20 protein-coding genes are annotated in these 20,777 nt (G+C 55.9%); 17 read left to right on the forward strand and 3 right to left on the reverse strand.

Going from position 1 to position 20,777, the window contains the following annotated elements:
• Window positions 1-8: 8 nt before the first annotated feature.
• The 8 genes from K2F33_RS10380 to K2F33_RS10410 all read left to right on the forward strand — a co-directional run bounded on the left by K2F33_RS10380 (window position 9) and on the right by K2F33_RS10410 (window position 7,774).
• Window positions 9-1,649 (forward strand): response regulator, encoded by a 1,641-nt coding sequence (locus K2F33_RS10380; protein ID WP_263881595.1) that lies wholly within the window; start codon window positions 9-11, stop codon window positions 1,647-1,649.
• 106 nt (window positions 1,650-1,755) lie between these two features.
• Window positions 1,756-3,447 carry an extracellular solute-binding protein gene (locus K2F33_RS10385; protein ID WP_263881596.1) on the forward strand — a complete coding sequence of 564 codons (1,692 nt, stop codon included), beginning with the start codon at window positions 1,756-1,758 and terminating at the stop codon, window positions 3,445-3,447.
• A gap of 229 nt (window positions 3,448-3,676) precedes the next feature.
• Entirely contained in the window at window positions 3,677-3,748 is a 72-nt protein-coding gene (gene pqqA, locus K2F33_RS33690) for a pyrroloquinoline quinone precursor peptide PqqA (protein ID WP_354499730.1), read from the forward strand.
• 51 nt (window positions 3,749-3,799) lie between these two features.
• Window positions 3,800-4,723: a pyrroloquinoline quinone biosynthesis protein PqqB gene (gene pqqB / locus K2F33_RS10390; protein WP_263881597.1), complete on the forward strand. Its 924-nt coding sequence runs from the start codon at window positions 3,800-3,802 to the stop codon at window positions 4,721-4,723.
• Window position 4,724: 1 nt separating this feature from the next.
• The gene (pqqC, locus tag K2F33_RS10395) at window positions 4,725-5,435 is read left to right on the forward strand and encodes a pyrroloquinoline-quinone synthase PqqC (RefSeq protein WP_076175870.1); all 711 of its coding nucleotides are present in this window, start codon (window positions 4,725-4,727) and stop codon (window positions 5,433-5,435) included.
• Window positions 5,432-5,710 (forward strand): pyrroloquinoline quinone biosynthesis peptide chaperone PqqD, encoded by a 279-nt coding sequence (gene pqqD / locus K2F33_RS10400; protein ID WP_076175868.1) that lies wholly within the window; start codon window positions 5,432-5,434, stop codon window positions 5,708-5,710. Before pqqC ends, pqqD begins: the two co-directional genes overlap by 4 nt.
• Window positions 5,701-6,846 (forward strand): pyrroloquinoline quinone biosynthesis protein PqqE, encoded by a 1,146-nt coding sequence (gene pqqE / locus K2F33_RS10405; RefSeq protein WP_076175865.1) that lies wholly within the window; start codon window positions 5,701-5,703, stop codon window positions 6,844-6,846. Before pqqD ends, pqqE begins: the two co-directional genes overlap by 10 nt.
• Window positions 6,833-7,774: a dipeptidase gene (locus K2F33_RS10410; protein WP_263881598.1), complete on the forward strand. Its 942-nt coding sequence runs from the start codon at window positions 6,833-6,835 to the stop codon at window positions 7,772-7,774. Before pqqE ends, K2F33_RS10410 begins: the two co-directional genes overlap by 14 nt.
• Window positions 7,775-7,858: 84 nt before the next feature.
• Here the strand turns inward: K2F33_RS10410 and K2F33_RS10415 are convergent, their stop codons facing one another.
• Entirely contained in the window at window positions 7,859-8,257 is a 399-nt protein-coding gene (locus tag K2F33_RS10415) for a cupredoxin domain-containing protein (RefSeq protein ID WP_263881599.1), read from the reverse strand.
• Between the two features lie 223 nt (window positions 8,258-8,480).
• Between K2F33_RS10415 and K2F33_RS10420 the strand changes: the two genes are divergently transcribed.
• A complete protein-coding gene (locus tag K2F33_RS10420; RefSeq protein WP_212985102.1) occupies window positions 8,481-10,217 on the forward strand; it encodes a pyrroloquinoline quinone-dependent dehydrogenase in 1,737 nt (578 codons plus the stop codon).
• 76 nt (window positions 10,218-10,293) lie between these two features.
• Window positions 10,294-11,448, forward strand: coding sequence for a carboxypeptidase-like regulatory domain-containing protein (locus tag K2F33_RS10425; protein WP_076175857.1), 1,155 nt, complete (start codon window positions 10,294-10,296; stop codon window positions 11,446-11,448).
• A 139-nt stretch (window positions 11,449-11,587) separates the two neighbouring features.
• On the opposite strand, the gene K2F33_RS10430 is transcribed toward K2F33_RS10425, so the two are convergent.
• Complete coding sequence (locus K2F33_RS10430; protein ID WP_084204206.1) at window positions 11,588-12,046, reverse strand: WGxxGxxG family protein; 459 nt, start codon at window positions 12,044-12,046, stop codon at window positions 11,588-11,590.
• A gap of 226 nt (window positions 12,047-12,272) precedes the next feature.
• Between K2F33_RS10430 and K2F33_RS10435 the strand changes: the two genes are divergently transcribed.
• The 7 genes from K2F33_RS10435 (at window position 12,273) to mutY (ending at window position 19,608) form a co-directional block, all read left to right on the forward strand.
• Window positions 12,273-12,527: a hypothetical protein gene (locus K2F33_RS10435; protein WP_263881600.1), complete on the forward strand. Its 255-nt coding sequence runs from the start codon at window positions 12,273-12,275 to the stop codon at window positions 12,525-12,527.
• A gap of 335 nt (window positions 12,528-12,862) precedes the next feature.
• The gene (locus tag K2F33_RS10440) at window positions 12,863-13,759 is read left to right on the forward strand and encodes an ABC transporter permease (RefSeq protein ID WP_263881601.1); all 897 of its coding nucleotides are present in this window, start codon (window positions 12,863-12,865) and stop codon (window positions 13,757-13,759) included.
• Between the two features lie 18 nt (window positions 13,760-13,777).
• A complete protein-coding gene (locus K2F33_RS10445; RefSeq protein ID WP_076175851.1) occupies window positions 13,778-14,656 on the forward strand; it encodes a carbohydrate ABC transporter permease in 879 nt (292 codons plus the stop codon).
• Between the two features lie 10 nt (window positions 14,657-14,666).
• Window positions 14,667-15,713 carry a glycoside hydrolase family 53 protein gene (locus tag K2F33_RS10450; RefSeq protein ID WP_263881602.1) on the forward strand — a complete coding sequence of 349 codons (1,047 nt, stop codon included), beginning with the start codon at window positions 14,667-14,669 and terminating at the stop codon, window positions 15,711-15,713.
• Between the two features lie 22 nt (window positions 15,714-15,735).
• Window positions 15,736-17,802 carry a beta-galactosidase gene (locus K2F33_RS10455; protein ID WP_263881603.1) on the forward strand — a complete coding sequence of 689 codons (2,067 nt, stop codon included), beginning with the start codon at window positions 15,736-15,738 and terminating at the stop codon, window positions 17,800-17,802.
• A 197-nt stretch (window positions 17,803-17,999) separates the two neighbouring features.
• Window positions 18,000-18,395: a holo-ACP synthase gene (gene acpS, locus K2F33_RS10460; protein ID WP_076175844.1), complete on the forward strand. Its 396-nt coding sequence runs from the start codon at window positions 18,000-18,002 to the stop codon at window positions 18,393-18,395.
• A gap of 43 nt (window positions 18,396-18,438) precedes the next feature.
• Window positions 18,439-19,608, forward strand: a complete 1,170-nt coding sequence (gene mutY / locus K2F33_RS10465; RefSeq protein ID WP_263881604.1) for an A/G-specific adenine glycosylase — start codon at window positions 18,439-18,441, stop codon at window positions 19,606-19,608.
• Between the two features lie 138 nt (window positions 19,609-19,746).
• Here mutY and K2F33_RS10470 read toward each other — a convergent pair whose 3' ends face one another.
• Window positions 19,747-20,364 (reverse strand): superoxide dismutase, encoded by a 618-nt coding sequence (locus K2F33_RS10470; protein ID WP_076175842.1) that lies wholly within the window; start codon window positions 20,362-20,364, stop codon window positions 19,747-19,749.
• Window positions 20,365-20,777: the final 413 nt, after the last annotated feature.

The following is a 20,777-nucleotide window of genomic DNA, read 5'->3' on the forward strand; positions in this document are numbered from 1 at the left end:
AACATAGAATGATTGAGATTTTACTGGTGGATGACGAATCCTATGTCACCGAAAGCATTAAAGCCACGATCCCGTGGGACGACCTGGGCATTGCCAAGGTTTATCAAGCCGACTCGGCCGAGGCGGCTCTGGCCGTTCTGTCCGAGCAGTCTATCGATATCGTCGTATCGGATATTCGGATGCCGGAAACCGACGGCCTGCAGCTGATTGAGCGGATTCAGCAGGACTGGCCGCATATCCGCTGCATGGTGCTGACCGGATATTCGGACTTTCAATATGCGAAGAAGGCACTGCAGCTGCAGGCTTTTGATTATATTTTAAAGCCCGTGAACGACGAGGAGTTCATTCTCAGCTTGTCGAATGCGATCGAATCTTTGAAGGACGAGTGGGAGGCGGCGGAAAAGGTGCATCAGTTAATGTACGCCATCAAATCGGATTCCGGCGTGCTGAAAGCGAGCCTGATGCACGATCTGGTGCTGGGCCGGAGCTGGTCGCACCGGACCGTAGCGGACAAGCTGGCCCAGTACGAAATTCCGCTGCAGGTCGGCGAACCCGCCGTGCTGCTGCTCGTCCAGCTCGGACGGCAGTTTGCCCATTACGACCACCATTCGATGGCGCTGATGGAGTACGCGGTGGGCAACATCGCAGAGGAGACGCTTGCGGAGGCATTTCATGTGTGGGGCTGCAAGGCGCCCCATGACTGTCTGGTGCTGGCGGCCGCATTGAAAATCTCATACCGAGAGGGCATTGAGCTGCTGCCGGATTTTGAGAAGCGCCGCAAAGCGAAGCTTCATGGGCTTGCGGAAAACTTCCGCACGCAGGTGAGCAGTTACTTGAAGGGCGATATCACGCTGGTCATCACCGACTGGTTTCCGTTCCCGGATGGCATCGCCCAGGCTTACCGGGCCGGTCTCGGCTCCTTTATGATGTCCGGCGGGGGCGAGTCCGGGGGCATCCTGTACCTCGATGATGTACGGTCACAGCCTGTCAGCCCGGTCCAATCGATGGAATCGCTGTATAAGCCGCCGACGCTGATTCACCTGCTGGAATCCAAGCAGTGGGATGCCGCGCGGAACAAGCTTGACGAAGTTTTTGCCGATTTGGAAGGGACGAGCTACTCCCGTGAGCATCTGTACGAGGTGTATTTGCTGATGACGAATGCGTTCATGTATATGGTGCACAAGCAGGGCCAGTTTGCCTATCAAATCGACCAGTCGGGCTTTGACCTGGTCCATGACCAGGGAATGATTCTGTCGCTGGACAAGCTGCGAAGCTGGGCCTTGCGGATGCTGGACAAGCTCCGGGCGGAGCTGTCAGCCAGCGATCAATATACGCGCAGCTACATTATCCACCAAGTGCAGGAGCTCGTCTCCCGCGATCTGGGGCAGGACACGTCAGTGAAGACGATTGCCGACAAAGTCTTTTTGCATCCGGTCTATTTGTCCAAAATCTATAAAGCCGAAACCGGCGAGAGCCTGGGCGATTATATTATCCGGATGCGGATGGAACGTGCGCTCTATCTGCTGAAGAAGACGAACAAAAAAATATACGAGATTACCGCCGAGCTCGGATACCAAAACCCGCAGTACTTCAGCAAAATGTTCAAGAAGCATTACGGGCTGAATCCAAACGAATTCCGGGACCAGTAACAGGTTGCAAAAGGTGCAGAAATGTTCGGAGAATGACATAGGACGCCGATTGGGGCACCTCTATAATGAAACATGTAGAAGGAATATAGATTTAAGGGGGAGCGACATGAAGGCATATACGAAAAAGGCATTGACGCTTGCATGCAGCCTGGTGCTGGTCAGCGCGCTGTTCACCGGATGCTCGGGGTCCAAAGGAGGAACTCCTGCGGATTCGGCCCAGAACCCGCCGGCTGCAGCCGAAAATGAAAACGCTTATAAAGACAAATACGACCCGCCGGTGACGATCAGCACGGTGTGGGGCGTCGATCCGGAGCTGAAGTTCAAGAACGGAGAGTCGATCGAAAATAACGTGGCTACCAAGTGGGCCAAGGACACGCTGGGCATCGAGATCAAATCGCTGTGGTCGGTGACCGACACGAACGGCGCATTTGCAACCAAGCTCCGGCTGGCGATGTCTTCCGGCCAGGAAATGCCGGATGTGGTCACCGTCGGCGATGCGCAGCTGGCGCAGGACCTGATCGATTCGGGCATGTTCCAGGATGCGGGCGCGCTGTTCGACAAGTATGCCAACGACACGTGGAAGCAGGCGATCGATCAGGACAAGAACGTATGGAACCCCTATATCCGCGATGGCAAAAGAATGGGCATCCCGGTGCTCGATTACGCCTACAACCACGATTATTTGCTGTGGATCCGTCAGGATTGGCTCGACAAGCTGGGACTTGCCGCGCCGAAAACGGTCGATGAGCTGGAGAAGGTCATGGACGCCTTCAAAAACAACAATCCGGACGGTCTGAAGCCGGACGAGGTCATCCCGCTGAGCATCGGATTCAAGACCACGATGAATACCTGGATGGGTGATCCGTCCTGGATCTTCGGCGCCTACGGCACCATCCCGCAGCAGTGGAACAAAGGCGCGGACGGGAAACTGGAGTATGGCTCGATCAACCCGGGTATGAAGCCGGGGCTGCAAAAGCTGAACGAATGGTTCACCAAAGGCTATATTCCGAAGGAAGCGGCGCTCTGGGATGAGAACAAGACGTCCGAACCGGCCGTCGCCGGCAAAGCCGGAATTATCCCTGGACCTTACTGGATGAGCGGATGGCCGTTGAGCGACACGGTGAAGAACGTGAAGACGGCGGTCTGGAAGCCGATTGCCCTGCCGGCTGGGCCGGACGGGAAAGCCGGGCGCCACGGCACCCTGTTCACGAACGGCGTGACGCTGATCAACAAGGACATGAAGCATCCCGAAGCGTTCTTTACCTACCAGAACTACATGTTCGACAATTTGGCCAATTCCCAGCCGGGAGGCGTGTTCGACAACGGCCTCTTCAAGGGATACGATTACGATCTGGACGCCAGCGGCAAACCGCTCCGGTATGAGGACATTCCCGGTGGATTCGTGAACAGCCTGCGCTACCTGCTGGTGCGCGACGGGGCCCGGATTCCGGACGCGCAGATGAAGGCGCTGCTGAACCTGGCGGACGGCAAGGAAGCGACAACCCGCCTGGAAAAAGAAGTGAAGCTCAACTACGGTCTGGATACGCCGGCAGCGGCCAAGGTATTGATGTCCCAGAAGGACATCGCTTATCCGAACCTGTACACCGGCCCAACCACGGCAACTATGAAATCCAAGCTGGACTATTTGAATAAAATCGAAAATCAGACCTTTAACGAAATTATCTACGGCAAGCAAGGCGTGGATGCGTTTGATAAATTCGTCGAGACCTGGAAGTCTTCGGGCGGCGACCAAATGACAAACGAAGTGAATGATTGGTATTCCAAGCTGGGGCAATAACCGGCGCACAGAAGGGAAGCGGCATGCTGAGGCATGCCGCTTTTTTTGCTGCCGTCTGCGAAGCCTATTGGCGAACCTCGCGAATTTTGACTTTGGGAGAGAACGCTTAAGAGAACACCCCTTCGCATGGTTACGTGTTATAGAATGCCAAAATACAACATATGATTAAACAGACTTGTGCTCTCTACTGGCAGGCATGGTGGGATATTTCATCAAAGGGGGTGGCGGCATGTGGGTTAAACCCGATTTTGAAGTCATAGAGGTTTGTGCAGAGGTTACCGCATACGCTTATCAGAAGTGACGAACCATGCCGGAGCAATCCGGCATCTATTTTTTTGAGGGGGGCAGGAACATGCTGTTGAAGGTGCTGGGATCGGCGGCGGGGGGAGGCTTCCCGCAGTGGAACTGCGGCTGTCCGAACTGCCGCCGCGTGCGGATGCAGGATCCCTCATTACGTGCCCGGCTGCATAATTCGCTGGCCGTCAGCGATGATGGCTGCGATTGGGTTCTCATCAACGCCACGCCGGATATCGGTGCACAGATCGAGGCCCATGCCGAGCTTGCTCCGGGTTCCACGATCCGGCATTCGCCTATTTCAACCGTGCTGCTGACGGACGGGGAGCTGGATCATACGATGGGCCTCCTCCACTTAAGGGAGTCTTCGGCAATCGACGTTTACGCCGCAGCTCCCATATTGGACGCCCTGATGGAAGCCTTCCCGGTCAGGCAAATCCTGGAGCCCTATGCTTCATACCGGTGGCACGAAGTCCGGCCGCAGGAATCTTTTCCACTATTTGGGGGCAGAGTAATGGTATATCCGTTCTTCCTGGGCTCCAAGCCGCCAAGGTATGCGTCCGTCCTTCGGAATCCCCTTACGGATGGGGCGTCCACATCCCCTTGGGTCGTCGGCTACCGCATGGTAGACCAGCGGACCGGAGGGACTGCTGTATACGCGCCCGGTGTCGAGTCCTGGTCGAACGAGCTTCATACCCAATTGGAAGCAGCCGACTGCGTCCTTGTGGACGGCACCTTTTGGCATTCGGATGAGCTTCGGCGGCTGGATATTTCCCGATTAGTGGCATCCGATATGGGGCATGTCCCCATTGCCGGACCGGGTGGAAGCCTGGAGCACCTTTCCCGTATATCGGTTGGGCGAAAAATTTACATCCATATCAACAATACCAATCCGATCCTTGACGAGGCTTCTGCGGAGAATCGCAGCCTTCGGGAGCTGGGGATCGAGGTCGGTTATGACGGATTGGAATTGGAGGTCTAACATGAACCAGCATTTGCTCTCGAACGAAGAATTAACGATGAGGCTGCGCCAGGTCGGGGAACAGCGCTATCACGACAAGCATCCTTATCACGTACGCATGCATGAAGGAAAGCTGAGTCCCGAGCAGCTTCGGGCTTGGGTGGCGAACCGGTTTTATTATCAGAAAAATATCCCCGTCAAGGATGCCATCATCCTTTCGAAGCTGCCTTCCAGGGAGGAGCGCCGCCACTGGATACAGCGCATTGTAGACCATGACGGAACGGAAGGGAGCGAGGGAGGGATCGAAGCATGGATCCGCCTCGGCGAAGCCGTCGGCATTCCGAGAGAGGAGATGCTGGATGAGCGCCATGTCCTTCCCGCCGTCCGGTTTGCGGTCGATGCCTACGTGAATTTCTGCCGCCTGCAGCCGTGGCTCATTGCCGTAGCTTCCTCTTTGACGGAATTGTTCGCTCCCGTCCTCATCTCCCAGCGAATCGCCGTGTTTGAACAGCTGTATCCATGGATCCGTCCGGAAGGACTGGAGTATTTCCAGGCGAGGCTGCATCAGGCACCGCGTGACGCGGACCACGGTCTGGAACTCGTTTTGCGTGAATGCAAAGACCGCGGCGAGCAGGAGCAGGTCATATCCGCCCTGCACTTTAAATGCGATGTCCTCTGGGCCATTCTGGATGCGTTAAGTCTGGCGTATCCCGATGCGGAGGCACAGCGATGATCGCTTGGGGGCAGTCGGAGCAGCTCAGGCTGCGAAGTCCCGCACGGCTGAAGTTCGATAAAGCCAGGCAAACCGATATGCTCCTGCTCCCCGAACGCGTCGTCAACCTGAATCCGACGGCCGGGGCCATTCTTTGGCTGTGTGACGGGACACGGTCGGCTCACCAAATTATCGGGGAGCTTGAGGCGAAATACAATCAATCCAATCTGCAGGAGGATGTTCTCGAGTTTCTCACGCAAGCCATTGAGCGGGGGTGGATCGAAAAGTGTCCGTAAGCATACCGTATGCCCTGTCGGCGGAAATTACCCACCGGTGCCCCCTTCACTGCGCCTACTGTTCGAATCCGGTAGAGCTCGCCAAAAGGGAGCATGAGCTGAGCACGCAGGAATGGATCAGAGTATTCACGGAAGCCAGTGAGCTTGGGGTCGTGCAGCTTCACCTGACAGGCGGCGAGCCGCTCATGAGACCGGACGTGGACCAGCTGATCCGGCAGGCCCGTGAACTGGGCTTTTTTGTAAATGTCATTACCAGCGGGGTTGGCGTGACAGAGAAACGCATGCAGCAGCTGGTGGACGCGGGGGTCGACAGTATGCAGCTCAGCGTACAGGCGTCCGAGCCAGGCCTGGCGGATGCGATTGCCGGCTCCCGGGCACATGAATTCAAACAGAAAACGGCTGCCTTGATCCGGGAGGCGGGGATCCCCTTACATATGAACGTGGTCCTGCACAGGCAAAATATCCACCTCGTAGAGGAAATCATCGAGATGTGTGTGTCATGGGGAGCCGTTCGGCTGGAGCTGGCGAATACCCAGTACTACGGCTGGGCGCTGCTTAACCGCCAGCATCTGCTGCCGACCAGAGCGCAGCTCGCGGCGGCTGAGGAAGCTTTTTTTCGGGCCAAAGCGCGCTTTGACCGCCAGATTGAACTGATCTGGGTTCTCCCGGATTACTATGAGGATTTCCCAAAACCCTGCATGGGCGGGTGGGGCGAAATTTCGATGACGGTGACGCCCGACGGAACCGTGCTGCCCTGCACCGCGGCATCCAGCATTCATACCTTGACCTTCGAATCCGTTAAAAAGCGGAGCCTCGAATGGATATGGCGGGAATCCGCAGCATTCAACAGCTTCCGCGGCTTCGACTGGATGGCGGAGCCCTGCCGGAGCTGTGAACACCGTTTCCGCGATTTCGGCGGATGCCGCTGCCAAGCTTACCTGTTGGCCGGCGACGCGCGGCAGGCGGATCCTGTCTGCCAGTGGTCGCCTCATCACGAACTGATATCCGATATTTTATCTTCCCTCAATCAAGACCACGATGAACCATCTGTTACTGTGCCTCATCGCCCTGTGCCTTCTTATTCCTATCGCGGCAGGTTCAAGAAGAACGGAGGAATGACCGGTGACCATATTTGACGCCCACTGCGATGTGCTGAGCAAACTGCTTGAGCATCCGCAGCTGGATTTTGTGCACGAACAGGATTTGCTGGATGTCACGCTGGAACGCATGCAACAAGCCGGCATCGGGTTCCAGAATTTTGCCGTCTACTTGCCTGAGAAGTATGCCGGAGAGTTTCGTTATGTGCTGGAGAGCATTGACCTGTTTCATGAGAAGGTGCTCGCAAGCGGCCCCATCCATTTTATCCGGTCCAAGGAGGACCTCGAATACACAGAGAAGAACGGCTTGACCGGGGCGCTGCTATCGCTTGAAGGAGTCGATGCGCTGCAGGGAAACCTGGCTTATGTGCGGATCCTGCATCATCTGGGCGTCCGGAGTATCGGCATCACCTGGAATTACGCCAATTGGGCGGCGGACGGCGTCATGGAGTCCAGGAGAGCGGGATTGACCGAGAAAGGCCGGCAGCTGATTCAGGAATGCAACCGTCTGGGCTTGATCCTGGACGTGTCCCATCTCTCGGAAAAAGCGTTCTGGGAGCTGGCGTCGCTGTCCGCGAAGCCGCTTATCGCCTCCCATTCCAATGCCGGTAAAATATGCCCGCGCCGCAGAAACTTGAGCGATGAGCAGATTGGCTCCATCATCCGGGCGGATGGCGTCATCGGGGTCACCTTTGTGCCGCCTTTTGTCCATGCGGAGGAACCGGTAACGATGGACCGGCTGCTCGCGCACATCGACCATATCTGCTCCCTTGGGGGCCGCCGGCATATCGGGCTGGGATCGGATTTTGACGGTATCCGTGAAAAGATCATCGGTCTGGAGCATGCGGGTAAATATCATGATCTGGTCAATTTACTGCAGAAGCATTACAGCGAGGAAGACGTGGAAGGCTTTATCTGCGGCAACTGGTATCGTTTTTATTTGAAGCACCTGCCCCCGGCGACCTAATGTCTGCTTCCTGCAGCTTTCCACAAGCCATAAATCGAAAAAAAGGAGTTCCATCTTGGGATGGGCTCCTTTTTTGTTTTGTCTTTAGGATACCGTAATCGTACCCGTCATATTGTCGTGGCCTGAGCCGCATTGGATCGAGCAGTTGAAGTCGTAAGTCCCGGCCTTGTCTACGGTAAAGGTGGCCGTTTGTCCGTCCTGAAGATTGACGTTCAGGTCAGGAATTTCGAAGCCGTGTACGCCGTCCGCGTTTTTAAAGGTCAGCTTGACCGTATCGCCGGCTTTCAGATCGATATTGGGCGGGTCGAAAGCGAAGTTTTTCGCCGTTACGGTAATTTCTTTGGTTTGTCCGCCGCCGGTGGACGGGGCTGTATTGTTGGCAGGCGGAGCCGCCGTACCGTTATTGCTTTTGCCGCATGCGCTTAATACCAATACGATCGAGAGCAGCGCCATCGTAAAGATCAAACGGAATTTCGGTTTCATCGTCGTCCTCCTTGAATGCAAATCTGGGTGGTGTGATTCTTCTCCTTCAAGATGACCGATTTGAGCCGCTTTTATACCTGCATGACATCAGCCGGAAATGCTGCTTGGGTGCAAACCAGGTGTATGTACGAAGGGCTGTATATTTTTTCTGCATGATTTTTGGTCTTGCTGGAAATATTACGTTACAACGCTTCTAATGAAAAAATGAGGAGATCGTTCCAACATGAGAAAAACTCACGTGATGATTGGCGCAGCCCTTTTAAGCACAAGCCTGGCTCTAAGCGGCTGTAATACGAATAAGAACAATAACGCAGCGACACCGGCTCCGGCGCAAAATACAAACGAAAACAAACCTTCCACGACGCCGGGAAAAGTGACGGGCACCTCTTTTAAAAACTTCGGCACCTATGGATTCGATCTGAAAAATACCCGCCATGTCCCTTATAAAGAGGTGACCGCGGCCAACGTCAAGGACCTGGGCGTGATCTGGAGCGCGGACCTGAAGGAGCTTGACAAAGACGTCAAGAACGGGAATCAGTGCTATCCGGTGTTCGTCGACGGCATCGTGTACATTACGACCGCCGGGAATCAGGTATTCGCCTTCGACGGCGCAACCGGCAGTCAAATCTGGCACTGGAAGCCGTCCGCAGAGCAAGCTGCGACATTCAGCAAGTCGGGGATCATTGCCAACCGCGGCGTCGCTGTTGGGGAAGGCAAAGTGTTCATGCTGACGGTCGACAATCAGATTGTGTCCCTGGACCAGAAGACCGGCAAGCTGATCAAAATGGTGCCGATCTCCGAGTCCATCAAAGGTGTGACGCTGGAGAACGGTTATTACGAAACGACCGCGCCTGTGTATTACAAAGGCAACATTTATATCGGCAGCAGCGGCGGGGACAACGGCATCCGCGGGTTTGTCAACGCGTATAAAGCGAGCGACCTGTCGCCGGCCTGGGCTTCTCCTTTCTACACGGTCCCGCCTAAAGGCCAGGACTGGCTCGCCAACAGCAAGTTCCAGGGCGGAGGCGCGGTATGGAACCCGCCGGCCATCGATGAGGAGACAGGGATCATGTACTTTGCCGTGGGCAACCCGGCGCCTGACTTTTACGGTGAATCCCGGCCGGGAGACAATCCGCACACGGACTCGGTGGTTGCCGTCGACGCTGCTACGGGCAAGCTGATTTGGGCGAAGCAGGAAATCAGCCATGACCTCTGGGATTATGACGCCGCGGCTTCGCCGATGATCCTGAATGCCACCGTCAAAGGCAAGCAGCAAAAAATCGTCGTGCAGGGCGGGAAGTCGGGACAATGGTATGCATGGGACGCCAAGACCGGAGCTGTCGTTTGGGACGGGGTTCCTTTTGCCAAGATCGATCATCCGAAGCCGACACCGGAGGGGGTTACCGTGTACCCGGGCGTGCTCGGAGGCGAGAACTATGCTCCCGAAACGTATGATCCCGCAACAAATTATGTGCTGATTCCGGGCGTGGAACAGGGGGCCGTCATCAAGTCTGCGAAAAGCCAGACGGAAGCCTCGACACCGGACATGCCCGGAGCGGCCGCGTTCGGTACGACGACCTCGGCGCCAGCGAAGGATGTACCGTACGGCACCATCACGGCGATGGACGTGAATACCGGCAAAAAAGCCTACCAAATCAAGACGAAGGATCCGATGCGCGGAGGCTTTACGAGCACGACGACGGGACTGGCTTTCTACGGCGAGCTCGACGGGAAGATCAACGCCCTGGATATTAAAAGCGGCAAGGTCATCTGGACCTTCCAGACGACGGGCAGCAGCATTCAAGCAGCGCCGGCGATTTTCGTCGTCGACGACAAACAATATATGGCCTTTACATCCGGCGGTCCCAAACCGAAAGTGTTCGTGTTCGGTCTTGGCGGCGATAAAACCCAAGGCAAAGCGGGTACAGCGGAAGACACGAACGCTCACCAGAAAAAATAAGGTTCATGAAGCGGGGCAGAGCCTATGGCTTTGCCCCTGTTTATTTGCGCAAAAGTAAAGGGGAGGAATCGAATCCATGTGGTATTTGCAGCGACTGTCCATTTTGATCATGACGGTATGTCTTGCCGGATGTGCCGGGTTGCCCTCGAAGCCGGTATCCTCGGAGGCTCCGGCATCGGCGCAAGCGGCGGACCAAGGCGTACAGCTGACGGTTGATTCGCCGTCCTTGCGGCTTAAGCAGTGGAAGTCGGACGGGTCCCATATGACCTCCGTTCACGGCAGGCTGCTCCTCGACAATCAGCCTGTGGCCGGCGCCACGGTGCATACGAGCCAGAGCCAAATTGACGCTCCCACAGGGAAGGACGGATCGTTCACCCTGACCGTTGACCAGAGCCTCCTGGCTGAGACTAAAATCAGTATCGCTTCCCTTAAGGACGCCACCGTATCCGGGAAACATCTAACGCCGGAAATGTCGAAGCGGCTTCTTACTGCTTCGGCCATGCTCAGCGTAAATTATCCGATTGAGGTGCTGAAGGTGGAAGACGATCCTGAAGATGCATCCAAGGTCCAGGTTCACGGACGGGTCATCGCCGGCAGCGGTGACGTCGTATCTTATTTTCAAGTGGATAAATACCGGATGGGCGGGGTTGTCAAAGACGCGAACGGCAGACCGGTCGAGAACGCGGTGGTCTGGTTTGACCGGGATCAAGGCGAAGGCTTCGGGAAATCGACGCCGACCGATCAGGACGGCAGATATTCCATTTTCTATTGGCCAGAGGATGAAGAAACAAATCTGTCGGTCACGATCGGCACCAAGAGGTACACGCTTCCGGAAGGCAGGGTATTCAAGATGCCCGAGAACACAAGCGTGGAGATCGACATCACACTGCCGGAAGAGGGCACGGTCATCACGGATCGTCCACCGTATCTGGTGAGCCGGACATCGTCTGGCGCGATGTACACCGGAGTGCTGGTCGGACTGAGTTTGCCCAAGGATGTCCCTTATTCCGTCACCATTCCGAACAAGCGAGGGGAATTTACCGTGACCGTTGCCAAAAAGGTGTGGAAGCAGCGGCCGGCCTTTTTCGAGACCCGGATGTCCAAATTCGTCGAGGGGCGCTTAACTTGGGGCGATACCCTTCCGGCCGGTTTTGTTCAGCCTGCCGCTGAAGATCCGAAACATATCCCTTTTAAATATGATGAACGTCCGGCTCACTCTACAGCCATTTAGGATAGGACATTTTAGATAGCGATAGACAACAGAATGTGCTGTTGATTGATCGACCGGGAGTCGAAGCACTAAAAATCCCTGACCTACATTTGAAGTAAGTCAGGGATTTTTATGATGGCTGACCATGCACTTGGGCAAACTAACCGCGGTCTCGTTCCGGGTTTCCTTTGCGCATGCCGGCTAATCCGATTAGACCCAGCAGTCCGAGCCAGCCCCAGCCTCCGCCGCGGTTCGTGTCCGTCGCTGCGTTCGTCCGGATTCGGTTATTGTCAGTCAGCATATTCGTATTGGATCCGGTGTAGTTGTTTGTTCCCATCCGGCCGGTGTTGTTCGTTCCGTAATTCGTATTCAAGTATTGGCTTCCTGTTCCAGTGCCATATACGCTGACATGATAGTGGGATGTCGTTCCGACATTGTTCACCCGGTAATGCGAACCACCGGTGGATTCGGTTCCGAGGGTCCCCGTGCCCATACCTGTGCCCATGCCGCCATTTCCGCCGTCTTGCGCCGTTCCAGCCGCCCCATAAGCAAAGGCCGGAGCAGCCAGCATCAAAGACATGCCTGCAATCAATACACCGATTCTTAACTGTTGTCTCATTGAGGCTACCTTCCTTCGGAGTATGTTTTTAAACTTACGTTATTGTGTCACGGAAGAAGTGAGCTTATACAGATAGGGAGCCAGGGGCTTTTTAACGGTTATTCGGGAATATTCGATTTTGTCCACGACATATATATCACAAAAGGCAGGAAACAAAGAACTTTGGCGTGCAGGCCTATTGCTTGTCGATTCAGATTATAAGGAATCAGGCGGGGGAGTGTGTCGAATGGGAAAAATCAATTTAAGGTCATCCGTAAAGGGCGCAGTGATGGGGGCTGCCATGACCGGAGGGTGGCTGCTTGCTGATCTGCTGCTGCCGGAGCCCTGGGGTGATGTGGTTTTATTTGGAGCGATGGCGGTTTTGAATATAGGCATCGGCTGGAAAATCGGCAGAATGTTCGAACAGCGCGAAACGCAGGAAGCCGGCACCCATAGCGAGGCGGCGCATGCCAACAGCCCGGCCAGCCTGGAGTCCCAATAACAACAGAATGGATGAGCGGGAATCACCGTCTCACAATACGCTGTAACTCCGTTGTATCGGCGTTTCAATGGAAGAGTCCGTCGCCTGGAAACCGGTGAAAATCAATCATTTGATTTTTGCCGGTTTTTTTGTAGTCGGCAGGCCTGGCTTCATGAACTCTCCATTGGCGGAGGCAAGGCTCAGCAGAGGGACAAGCCCTTCGCGAATTCATGCCTGCAATTGGTTGCAATAGTGCCATTTATGTTGGTTTTATGAGCTACGACGACATTTGGGCGGTTGCTATAATGACGGTACCAAAAGAGAAATTGGCATTCCAAGAGGGGGAACGACCTTTTATGAACCGTCTAAAAAGAACCTGGCCGCTGCACGTCATGCTGCTGCCGGCGCTGGTGTTTCTGGTCATTTTCAGCTATGTGCCGATGGCGGGGATCGTCATGGCCTTTCAAAATTTCAAGCCCTGGCTGGGCTTTGCCCACTCCGAGTGGGTTGGACTGGACAACTTCCGCATGCTGTTTGAACGGCAGGACAGTATGGAGGTGATCTGGAATACGCTGATCATTTCCGCACTCAAGATCGTGCTGAACCTGCTGGCGCCGTTTACGTTTGCGCTGCTGCTCAACGAGGTGCGCAGGGCGTTCTTCAAGCGTTTCGTGCAGACGCTGGTCTATTTGCCCCACTTTTTGTCATGGGTCATTCTGGGCGGCATTCTGCTGGATTTTCTGTCCACGGACGGCGGGTTTCTGAACCGCATCTTGAGCTCCTGGTTCGGCATCCAGCCGATCTTTTTCCTTGGCGATAACAACTGGTTCCGGTTTACCGTCATTGCCTCGGACGTATGGAAGGAGTTCGGCTTCGGCACGATCGTATTCCTGGCTGCGCTCGCGAACGTGAACCCGTCCCTTTACGAAGCGGCGGAGGTAGACGGGGCAACCCGCTGGAAGCAGACGCTCCATATTACGATTCCGTCCATGCTGCCGATCGCAGTGGTCGTCGGAACGCTGGCGCTGGGCAACATTTTGAACGCGGGCTTTGACCAAATTTTCAACCTGTACAATCCGCTTGTGTACCAGAAAGGGGATATCATCGACACGTTTGTGTACCGTACCGCGATTCTGAACGGAGAGATGGGGCTTGGCACAGCGATCGGTCTGTTCAAGTCGGTCATATCGATGATCCTGATCCTCATTTCGTACCGGCTGGCCTACAAACTGGCGAACTACCGGATTTTTTAAGAGGGGGATATCAGAAGGATGTATCATAAAACCGCTTCATACCGCATATTTTCGGTCGCCAATACCCTGGTGCTGCTGTGCCTGTCGCTGATGTGCATCATTCCGCTGCTGCATGTGCTGGCGGTGTCGTTCAGCGCCAAGTCGGCCGCGGACGCCAATCTGGTCGGCCTCTGGCCGGTGCAGTTCTCGACGGAGGCCTACAAAAAAACGATCGACAACCCCGTGTTCCTGCACTCCATTTGGGTTTCGGTAAAGCGAACGGTGCTGGGCACCGCGCTCACGCTGCTGCTGGCCTTTCTGGCGGCCTATCCGCTGTCGAAGGAAGCTTCGGTCTTCCGGGCGAGAAACGTGTACTCCTGGGTGTTCGTGTTCACGATGATCTTCAGCGGCGGGCTGGTGCCGTTCTATATCGTCATCCAGAAGCTGCATCTCATCAACTCCTTCTGGGTGCTCGTTCTGCCAGGAGCGGTCAACGTGTATCTCACGATATTGCTGCTGAACTTTTTCCGGGGAATCCCGAAAGAGCTGGAGGAAGCGGCGTTTATCGACGGTGCCGGGCATTTCCGCACCCTCTTCTCGATTTTTCTGCCGGTATCGCTTCCTTCGATCGCAACGCTGGCCCTGTTCAGTATGGTGTTCCACTGGAACTCGTGGTTCGACGGGCTGCTGTATCTGAACAATGCCAAGCAGTTTCCGCTGGCGACCTTCCTGCAGACGGTCATTGTGCAGAAGGATATGAGCACCATGAGCATTGATCCGAAAGAGGTGGCGCTGCTCTCGCAGAAAACGGTCAACGCCGCCCAGATCTTCATCGGCGCGGTGCCGGTGCTGCTGGTTTATCCGTTTTTGCAAAAATATTTCGTCAAGGGCCTTGTCATGGGCTCGGTTAAGGAATAGGAGGCAGGGCATGGAAATCGAAAAGATGTGGATCAAGGGCATGGACGTGTCCTTCCTGGATGAGATCGAACAGGGGGGAGGCACGTTTCATGAGGGCTCGGACAAGGTGGACGTTCTTGAGCTTTTACAGCGCAGGGGCACCACCTCCATCCGGCTGCGGATCTGGAACGACCCGCCGGGAGGCTACTGCAATCTGGAGCGGACTCTGATAATGGCCAAAAGGGTCAAGGAGCTCGGCATGCATCTGCTGCTGGATTTTCATTACTCGGACAAGTGGGCCGACCCGGCGAACCAGTGGAAGCCGGCCGCTTGGGAAGGACTGCGCGGGGCGGCGCTGGAACAGGCCGTTTACGATTATACGTACGAAGTGATGGCGGTGCTGCGCGCCGGCGGTGCCCTGCCGGATCTGGTTCAGATCGGAAATGAGATTACTAACGGCATGCTCTGGCCGGATGCGAAGGTGGATCCGAGAGCGGAGGCCGATGCGGATGAGGAGCCATGGGCCCGCTTGTGCGGGCTTCTCAAATCCGGTGCAAGCGCTGTGCAGGCGGTGGACCGATCAGTCCGGGTGATGCTGCACATCGACCGCGGCGGGGATCCGGAAGGCAGCCTGACCTTTTTTGAGCGGATGGAGGAGCAGGGGGTTCCTCATGACGTGATCGGATTATCGTACTATCCATGGTGGCACGGTCCGCTGGAGCAGCTCGAACGGAATTTGCAGGATTTGTCTCTGCGGTTTGGGCGGGACATCGTCGTCGTGGAAACGGCTTACCCCTGGACTTTTCGGACTAGGGAAGGATTTCCCCTCATCGTGGAGAATGATGAAGCATTGCCGTCCGCGTTCCCCGTTTCGCCGGAAGGCCAGCAGGCTTATTTGAAAGCGCTAACCGACATCATCCGCCGCACGCCGGACGGCCGGGGCTTGGGCTTCTATTATTGGGAGCCGTGCTGGATCCCGTCGCAGCAGGTGTGGTCTGTCGGCCATGCCAACAATTGGAGCAATCTGACGCTGTTTGATCATGACGGTTATCCGCTCCCGGCGCTTTATATCCCATAACAGAAAAGAGGCTTGTATTCATATGAAGAAATCCTATCCACCGATCAGCCCTGAAATTTCAGGATTCATGCATGGTGCCGACTATAACCCGGACCAATGGCAGCACGATCCGGACGTGCTTGAAGAGGACATCCGGCTGATGAAGCTGGCCAAATGCAACGTGATGGCCATCGGCATTTTTGCCTGGGCTGCACTGGAGCCGGAGGAAGGCGTATTTACGTTCGATTGGCTTGACCAGGTGCTGGACCGGTTTGCAGCAAACGGAATTTATGCATGGCTGGCAACCCCCAGCGGCGCAAGGCCTGCATGGATGTCGCAGAAGTATCCCGAAGTGCTGCGCGTAGAGGAGAACCGGGTGCGCAATCTGCATGGCGGGCGCCATAACCACTGCTATTCTTCGCCCGTATACCGGGAGAAGACCCGGATCATCAATACGAAGCTGGCGGGGCGGTATGCGAACCATCCGGCCGTGATCGGCTGGCATATTTCCAATGAATACGGCGGAGAGTGCCACTGCAATTACTGCCAGGAAGCGTTCCGCGAGTGGCTGAAGGCGCGTTACGGATCGCTGGAGGCTTTGAATCAGGCTTGGTGGACGTCGTTCTGGAGCCATACGTATACGGACTGGTCCCAGATCGAATCTCCCGCCCGGCACGGGGAAAAGATGGTCCACGGCCACAATCTGGACTGGAGAAGGTTCGTCACGGACCAAACCGTGGACTTCTGCAAACAGGAAATTGCTCCGCTCAAGGCGATCCGGCCGGACCTTCCTGCGACCACGAATATGATGGACTGGTTCGAAGGGCTGGATTACCGCAAATTCGCGGATATCCTGAACGTCATCTCCTGGGACGCCTATCCGACGTGGCATGACAAGCAGGACCCGGGCAAGCTCGCATCCTGGTTCTCCTTTAACCACGATCTGTTTCGTTCACTGAAAGGCGGGCAGCCGTTCATGCTGATGGAGAGCACGCCGAGCCTGACGAACTGGCAGCCGGTCAGCAAGCTGAAGCGCCCGGGCATGCATCTGCTCTCCTCGCTGCAGGCTGTAGCTCATGGCTCGGACACCGTGCAGTATTTTCAATGGCGCAAGAGCCGCGGCTCCAGCGAGAAGTTTCACGGCGCCGTCGTCGACCACGCCGGGCACGAGCACACGCGGGTGTTCCAGGATGTAGCCCGGCTGGGCGGCCTGCTGGAGCAAATCGCCGTGGTGACCGGTTCCGGGGTGCCAGCGGAGACGGCCATTATCGCGGATTGGGACAACCGCTGGGCCGTGAAAGATTCTCAGGGGCCGCTGAACCGGGGAATTGACTACGAAGGAACGGTGATGCAGCATTACCGCGCCTTCTGGAACATGGGCGTGCCCGTGGATGTCATCGGTTCGGGCGACGACTTCTCCCGGTATAAGCTGATTGTCGCCCCGATGATGTATTTGTGCACGGCGGAAGCCGGTGCCGCGCTGGAGGCGTTTGTGGCCAGCGGAGGCACCTTGGTGGCGACCTACTGGTCCGGCATCGTCAATGAGAGCGACCTCTGCCATCTGGGCGGATTCCCTGGACCGCTTCGCAAGACGCTCGGCATCTGGTCCGAAGAGATCGACGGCCTGCATGAGGGCGAGCTCAACCGGATGATCCCCGTCCAGAACAACGGCCTGGGCCTCGAAGGCGATTATGAGCTGTACGACCTGTGCGACCTGATTCATCCTGAAGGCGCCCAGGTGCTGGCGGAGTACGGTGACGATTTTTACGCGGGGCGTCCGGTGCTGACGGTACATTCGTTCGGACAAGGCAAGGCCTATTACCTTGCCTCACGCGCGAAGGAGCCGTTCTACGGCGATTTCTATGCCCGCCTTATTCGGGAAGCGGGGGTCAGCCCGGTGCTGGATACCGAGCTTCCGCAAGGAGTTACGGTCCAGCTTAGGTCGGACGGCAGCACGGACTATGTGTTTGTCCTGAACTTCACGGGTGAGGACAAGCAAGTGGATCTGGATGAGCGGGAATACCGCGATCTGCTTGGCGGCGAGCCCGCCGCCGGAAGCATCAAGCTGGAGGGATACGGTGCGCGGCTGCTGGCGCGGAGCACCGTATAATCGTAGACGGTAACAAGAATGCGGAGCCTGGCGAAGGGCTCCGCATTTTTCGTGTGCGCTACAGCTTTTGAGGTATTGCCGGGGATCGTTCCAGGAAGAACAGCTGGTAAAAGCCGCCTCTTCACAAGCGGCTCGTTTTTGGGACGTGCACCTGTTACAATAGGATTTGTATGTCATGGAAGGGAAGGTGCGGGGCATTGATTTACGGAATCGGGCACGATGTGCTGGAAATCAAGCGGGTTGGGCTGCTTCTCGGCAGCCGTCAGGGCTTCCGTTTTATGGAGCGGGTGCTGACGGCCCGTGAAAGGGAGGAAGCCAAGAAACGCGGCGGAAACCTGACCGAGTTTGTCGCCGGGCGCTTCGCCGCAAAGGAGGCTATCTCCAAAGCCTTTGGCTGCGGCATCGGCGGGGTAATCGGCTTTGTGGACATGGAAGTGCTTCCCGATGAGAGCGGCAAACCCGTCGTGGTGCTGAACGAGCAGGCTTGGGAGCGCCTCGAGCTGCCGGGCGAGCCGGAATATGTAATCCATCTATCGATCTCCCACCAGACCGAGCTGGCTTCCGCCTTCGCTGTTGTAGAGAAGCGGGAATAGGCCGGCTCATGATCAAGCCAGCCAGAAAGGTATGAAGGACCTCATGAGCAGTTCGATAAGTTCAATGGAGCAGAAACGGCATTTCAGCATCAACCTGCTGGAATGGTACGACAAGCATAAACGGGATTTGCCGTGGCGGCGCCACCGCAATCCCTACTATATTTGGGTGTCGGAAATTATGCTGCAGCAAACGCGGGTGGACACGGTCATTCCGTTCTTCAACCGGTTCATCGAGCGGTTTCCGACGGTGGAGGACCTGGCCGACGCCCCTGAGCAGGATGTGCTCAAATGCTGGGAAGGCCTGGGGTATTACTCCCGGGCGCGCAATTTGCAGGCTGCGGCCAAGCAGGTGAAGGAGCTGCACGGCGGTATAGTGCCGGACGACAAGGCGTCCGTGTTCGCCTTAAAGGGGGTCGGCCCGTATACGGCCGGCGCGATACTTAGCATTGCCTTCAACAAGCCGGAACCGGCCGTTGACGGCAATGTGATGCGGGTGCTGTCGCGATACTTCCTGATTGAGGAAGATATCATGAAGGGAAGCACCCGCGCTTTTATGGAAAGCCTGGTCGTGGAGCTGATCCCGGACGGCCGGGCATCGGACTTCAACCAGGCGCTCATGGAGCTGGGCGCCTTGGTGTGCACGCCCAAGTCGCCGCACTGCCTGACCTGCCCGGTGATGGAGCACTGCTCCGCCAGGCAGGAAGGCAAGGAGGAGCAGCTGCCGATCAAGACCAAGGCGAAGCCGCCGCGGCCCGAGTACCGGGTGGTGGCCCTCGTGGAGGGCCGCGGCGATCATAGCGGCCGCGTTCTGATCCGCCAGCGTCCGCAGGAAGGGCTGCTCGCCCGCATGTGGGAGCTGCCGCATTTGCAGACGCCGGCGGCGCGCAGTGGGCGTCTGCCGGACGAGCCGGCGATGGATATCCTCGCCGGGGCGCTGCTCGAGGAAGGAATCGCTGCGCGGCCGATCGCGCATTTAACGGACGCGGAGCATACCTTCAGCCATATTCACTGGAACCTGCAGGTCTACCGCTGCCGCGAAGAGGACCTGCCGCAGGCAGCCGAGCTGAAGGCGATGTACGCGGCCGGGGACAGCGGCGAGCCGTCCGTCCAGACGGAGTACCGATGGATCGATGAGCAGGATATGCAGCATTACGCCTTTCCCAATGTGTTTTTAAAAATTTTACAGAACTATTTCAAACATTCATCCGATTAATCATTTAAAATGTTAACCAAAGCGTGCTGTTCTCCAGCCGGGAATCAACTCGCTGAGAGACAAGCAAAAGGGGCTGCCCCTCAAGAAACTGCAATGCAGTTCTTGGGGGCAGCCCCTTTATTTCCGGGAAGGTACAGCTTACGGCTGTACGATTTCCTGGTAACGTTTGCTGACAACATCCCAGTTCAGAACGTTCCAGAACGCTGCGATGTAGTCAGGGCGTTTGTTTTGGTATTTCAGGTAGTAAGCATGCTCCCAAACGTCCAGACCGAGGACCGGTGTTTGACCTTCCATCAGCGGGTTGTCTTGGTTAGGCGTGCTAGTTACAGCCAGTTTGCCGTTCTTGTCCACGACGAGCCATGCCCAGCCGCTGCCGAAACGGGTTGTAGCCGCTTTGGTGAATTCTTCCTTGAATTTGTCCAAGCCGCCAAGCTCGCTGTCGATCGCTTGAGCCAGAAGGCCGTTTGGCTTGTCTCCGCCTTTAGGGGCGATGATTTCCCAGAAGAGGGAGTGGTTAGCGTGTCCGCCGCCGTTGTTGCGAACGGCTGTACGGATGTTCTCAGGTACGCTGTCCAGGTTGGAGATCAGCTCTTCAAGGCTTTTGTTTTGCAGTTCAGGAGCATTTTCCAGAGCCGCGTTCAGGTTCGTTACATAAGTGTTATGGTGACGGTCGTGATGGATTTCCATCGTTTGAGCGTCGATGTGCGGCTCGAGCGCATCATTCGGGTATGGAAGTGGTGGTAATTGAAATGCCATAATAAATACCTCCTGTTAATGTTTTTTTGGGTAGAATCAACGCAGGCGGTTGATTCATATGAATAAAGGAACGCTTTTGTTGTCCAAAAGAGCCCTTTATCGGCATAGGTATGTAGCATGGAACGTGATTCCATTTCTATTAAACCGTATTTTTTCGATTAAATCAACATTTATGTTTACAAAGTCGAATTAATCCTGAGGCGGGCTTGCCAGCTGTATTGGAACGGACTTAACCGCAGCCTTTTCCAGTGAGAACCTCAAATGATCCAGGCGGGAAGTGCCATTCTTTCATCGCGAGAAAAAAAACTTTTTTGGATTCCATGAAGGCACGTCGAAAGACGCATTTGTTATCCTTTACCCAAATCCCGAAGGATTATGCCGCAAAACTAGTCCATTATATGGGAAATTTACAG

Source organism: Paenibacillus sp. PSB04, assembly GCF_025809195.1.
In the GTDB taxonomy this organism is placed as follows: domain Bacteria; phylum Bacillota; class Bacilli; order Paenibacillales; family Paenibacillaceae; genus Paenibacillus_AQ; species Paenibacillus_AQ favisporus.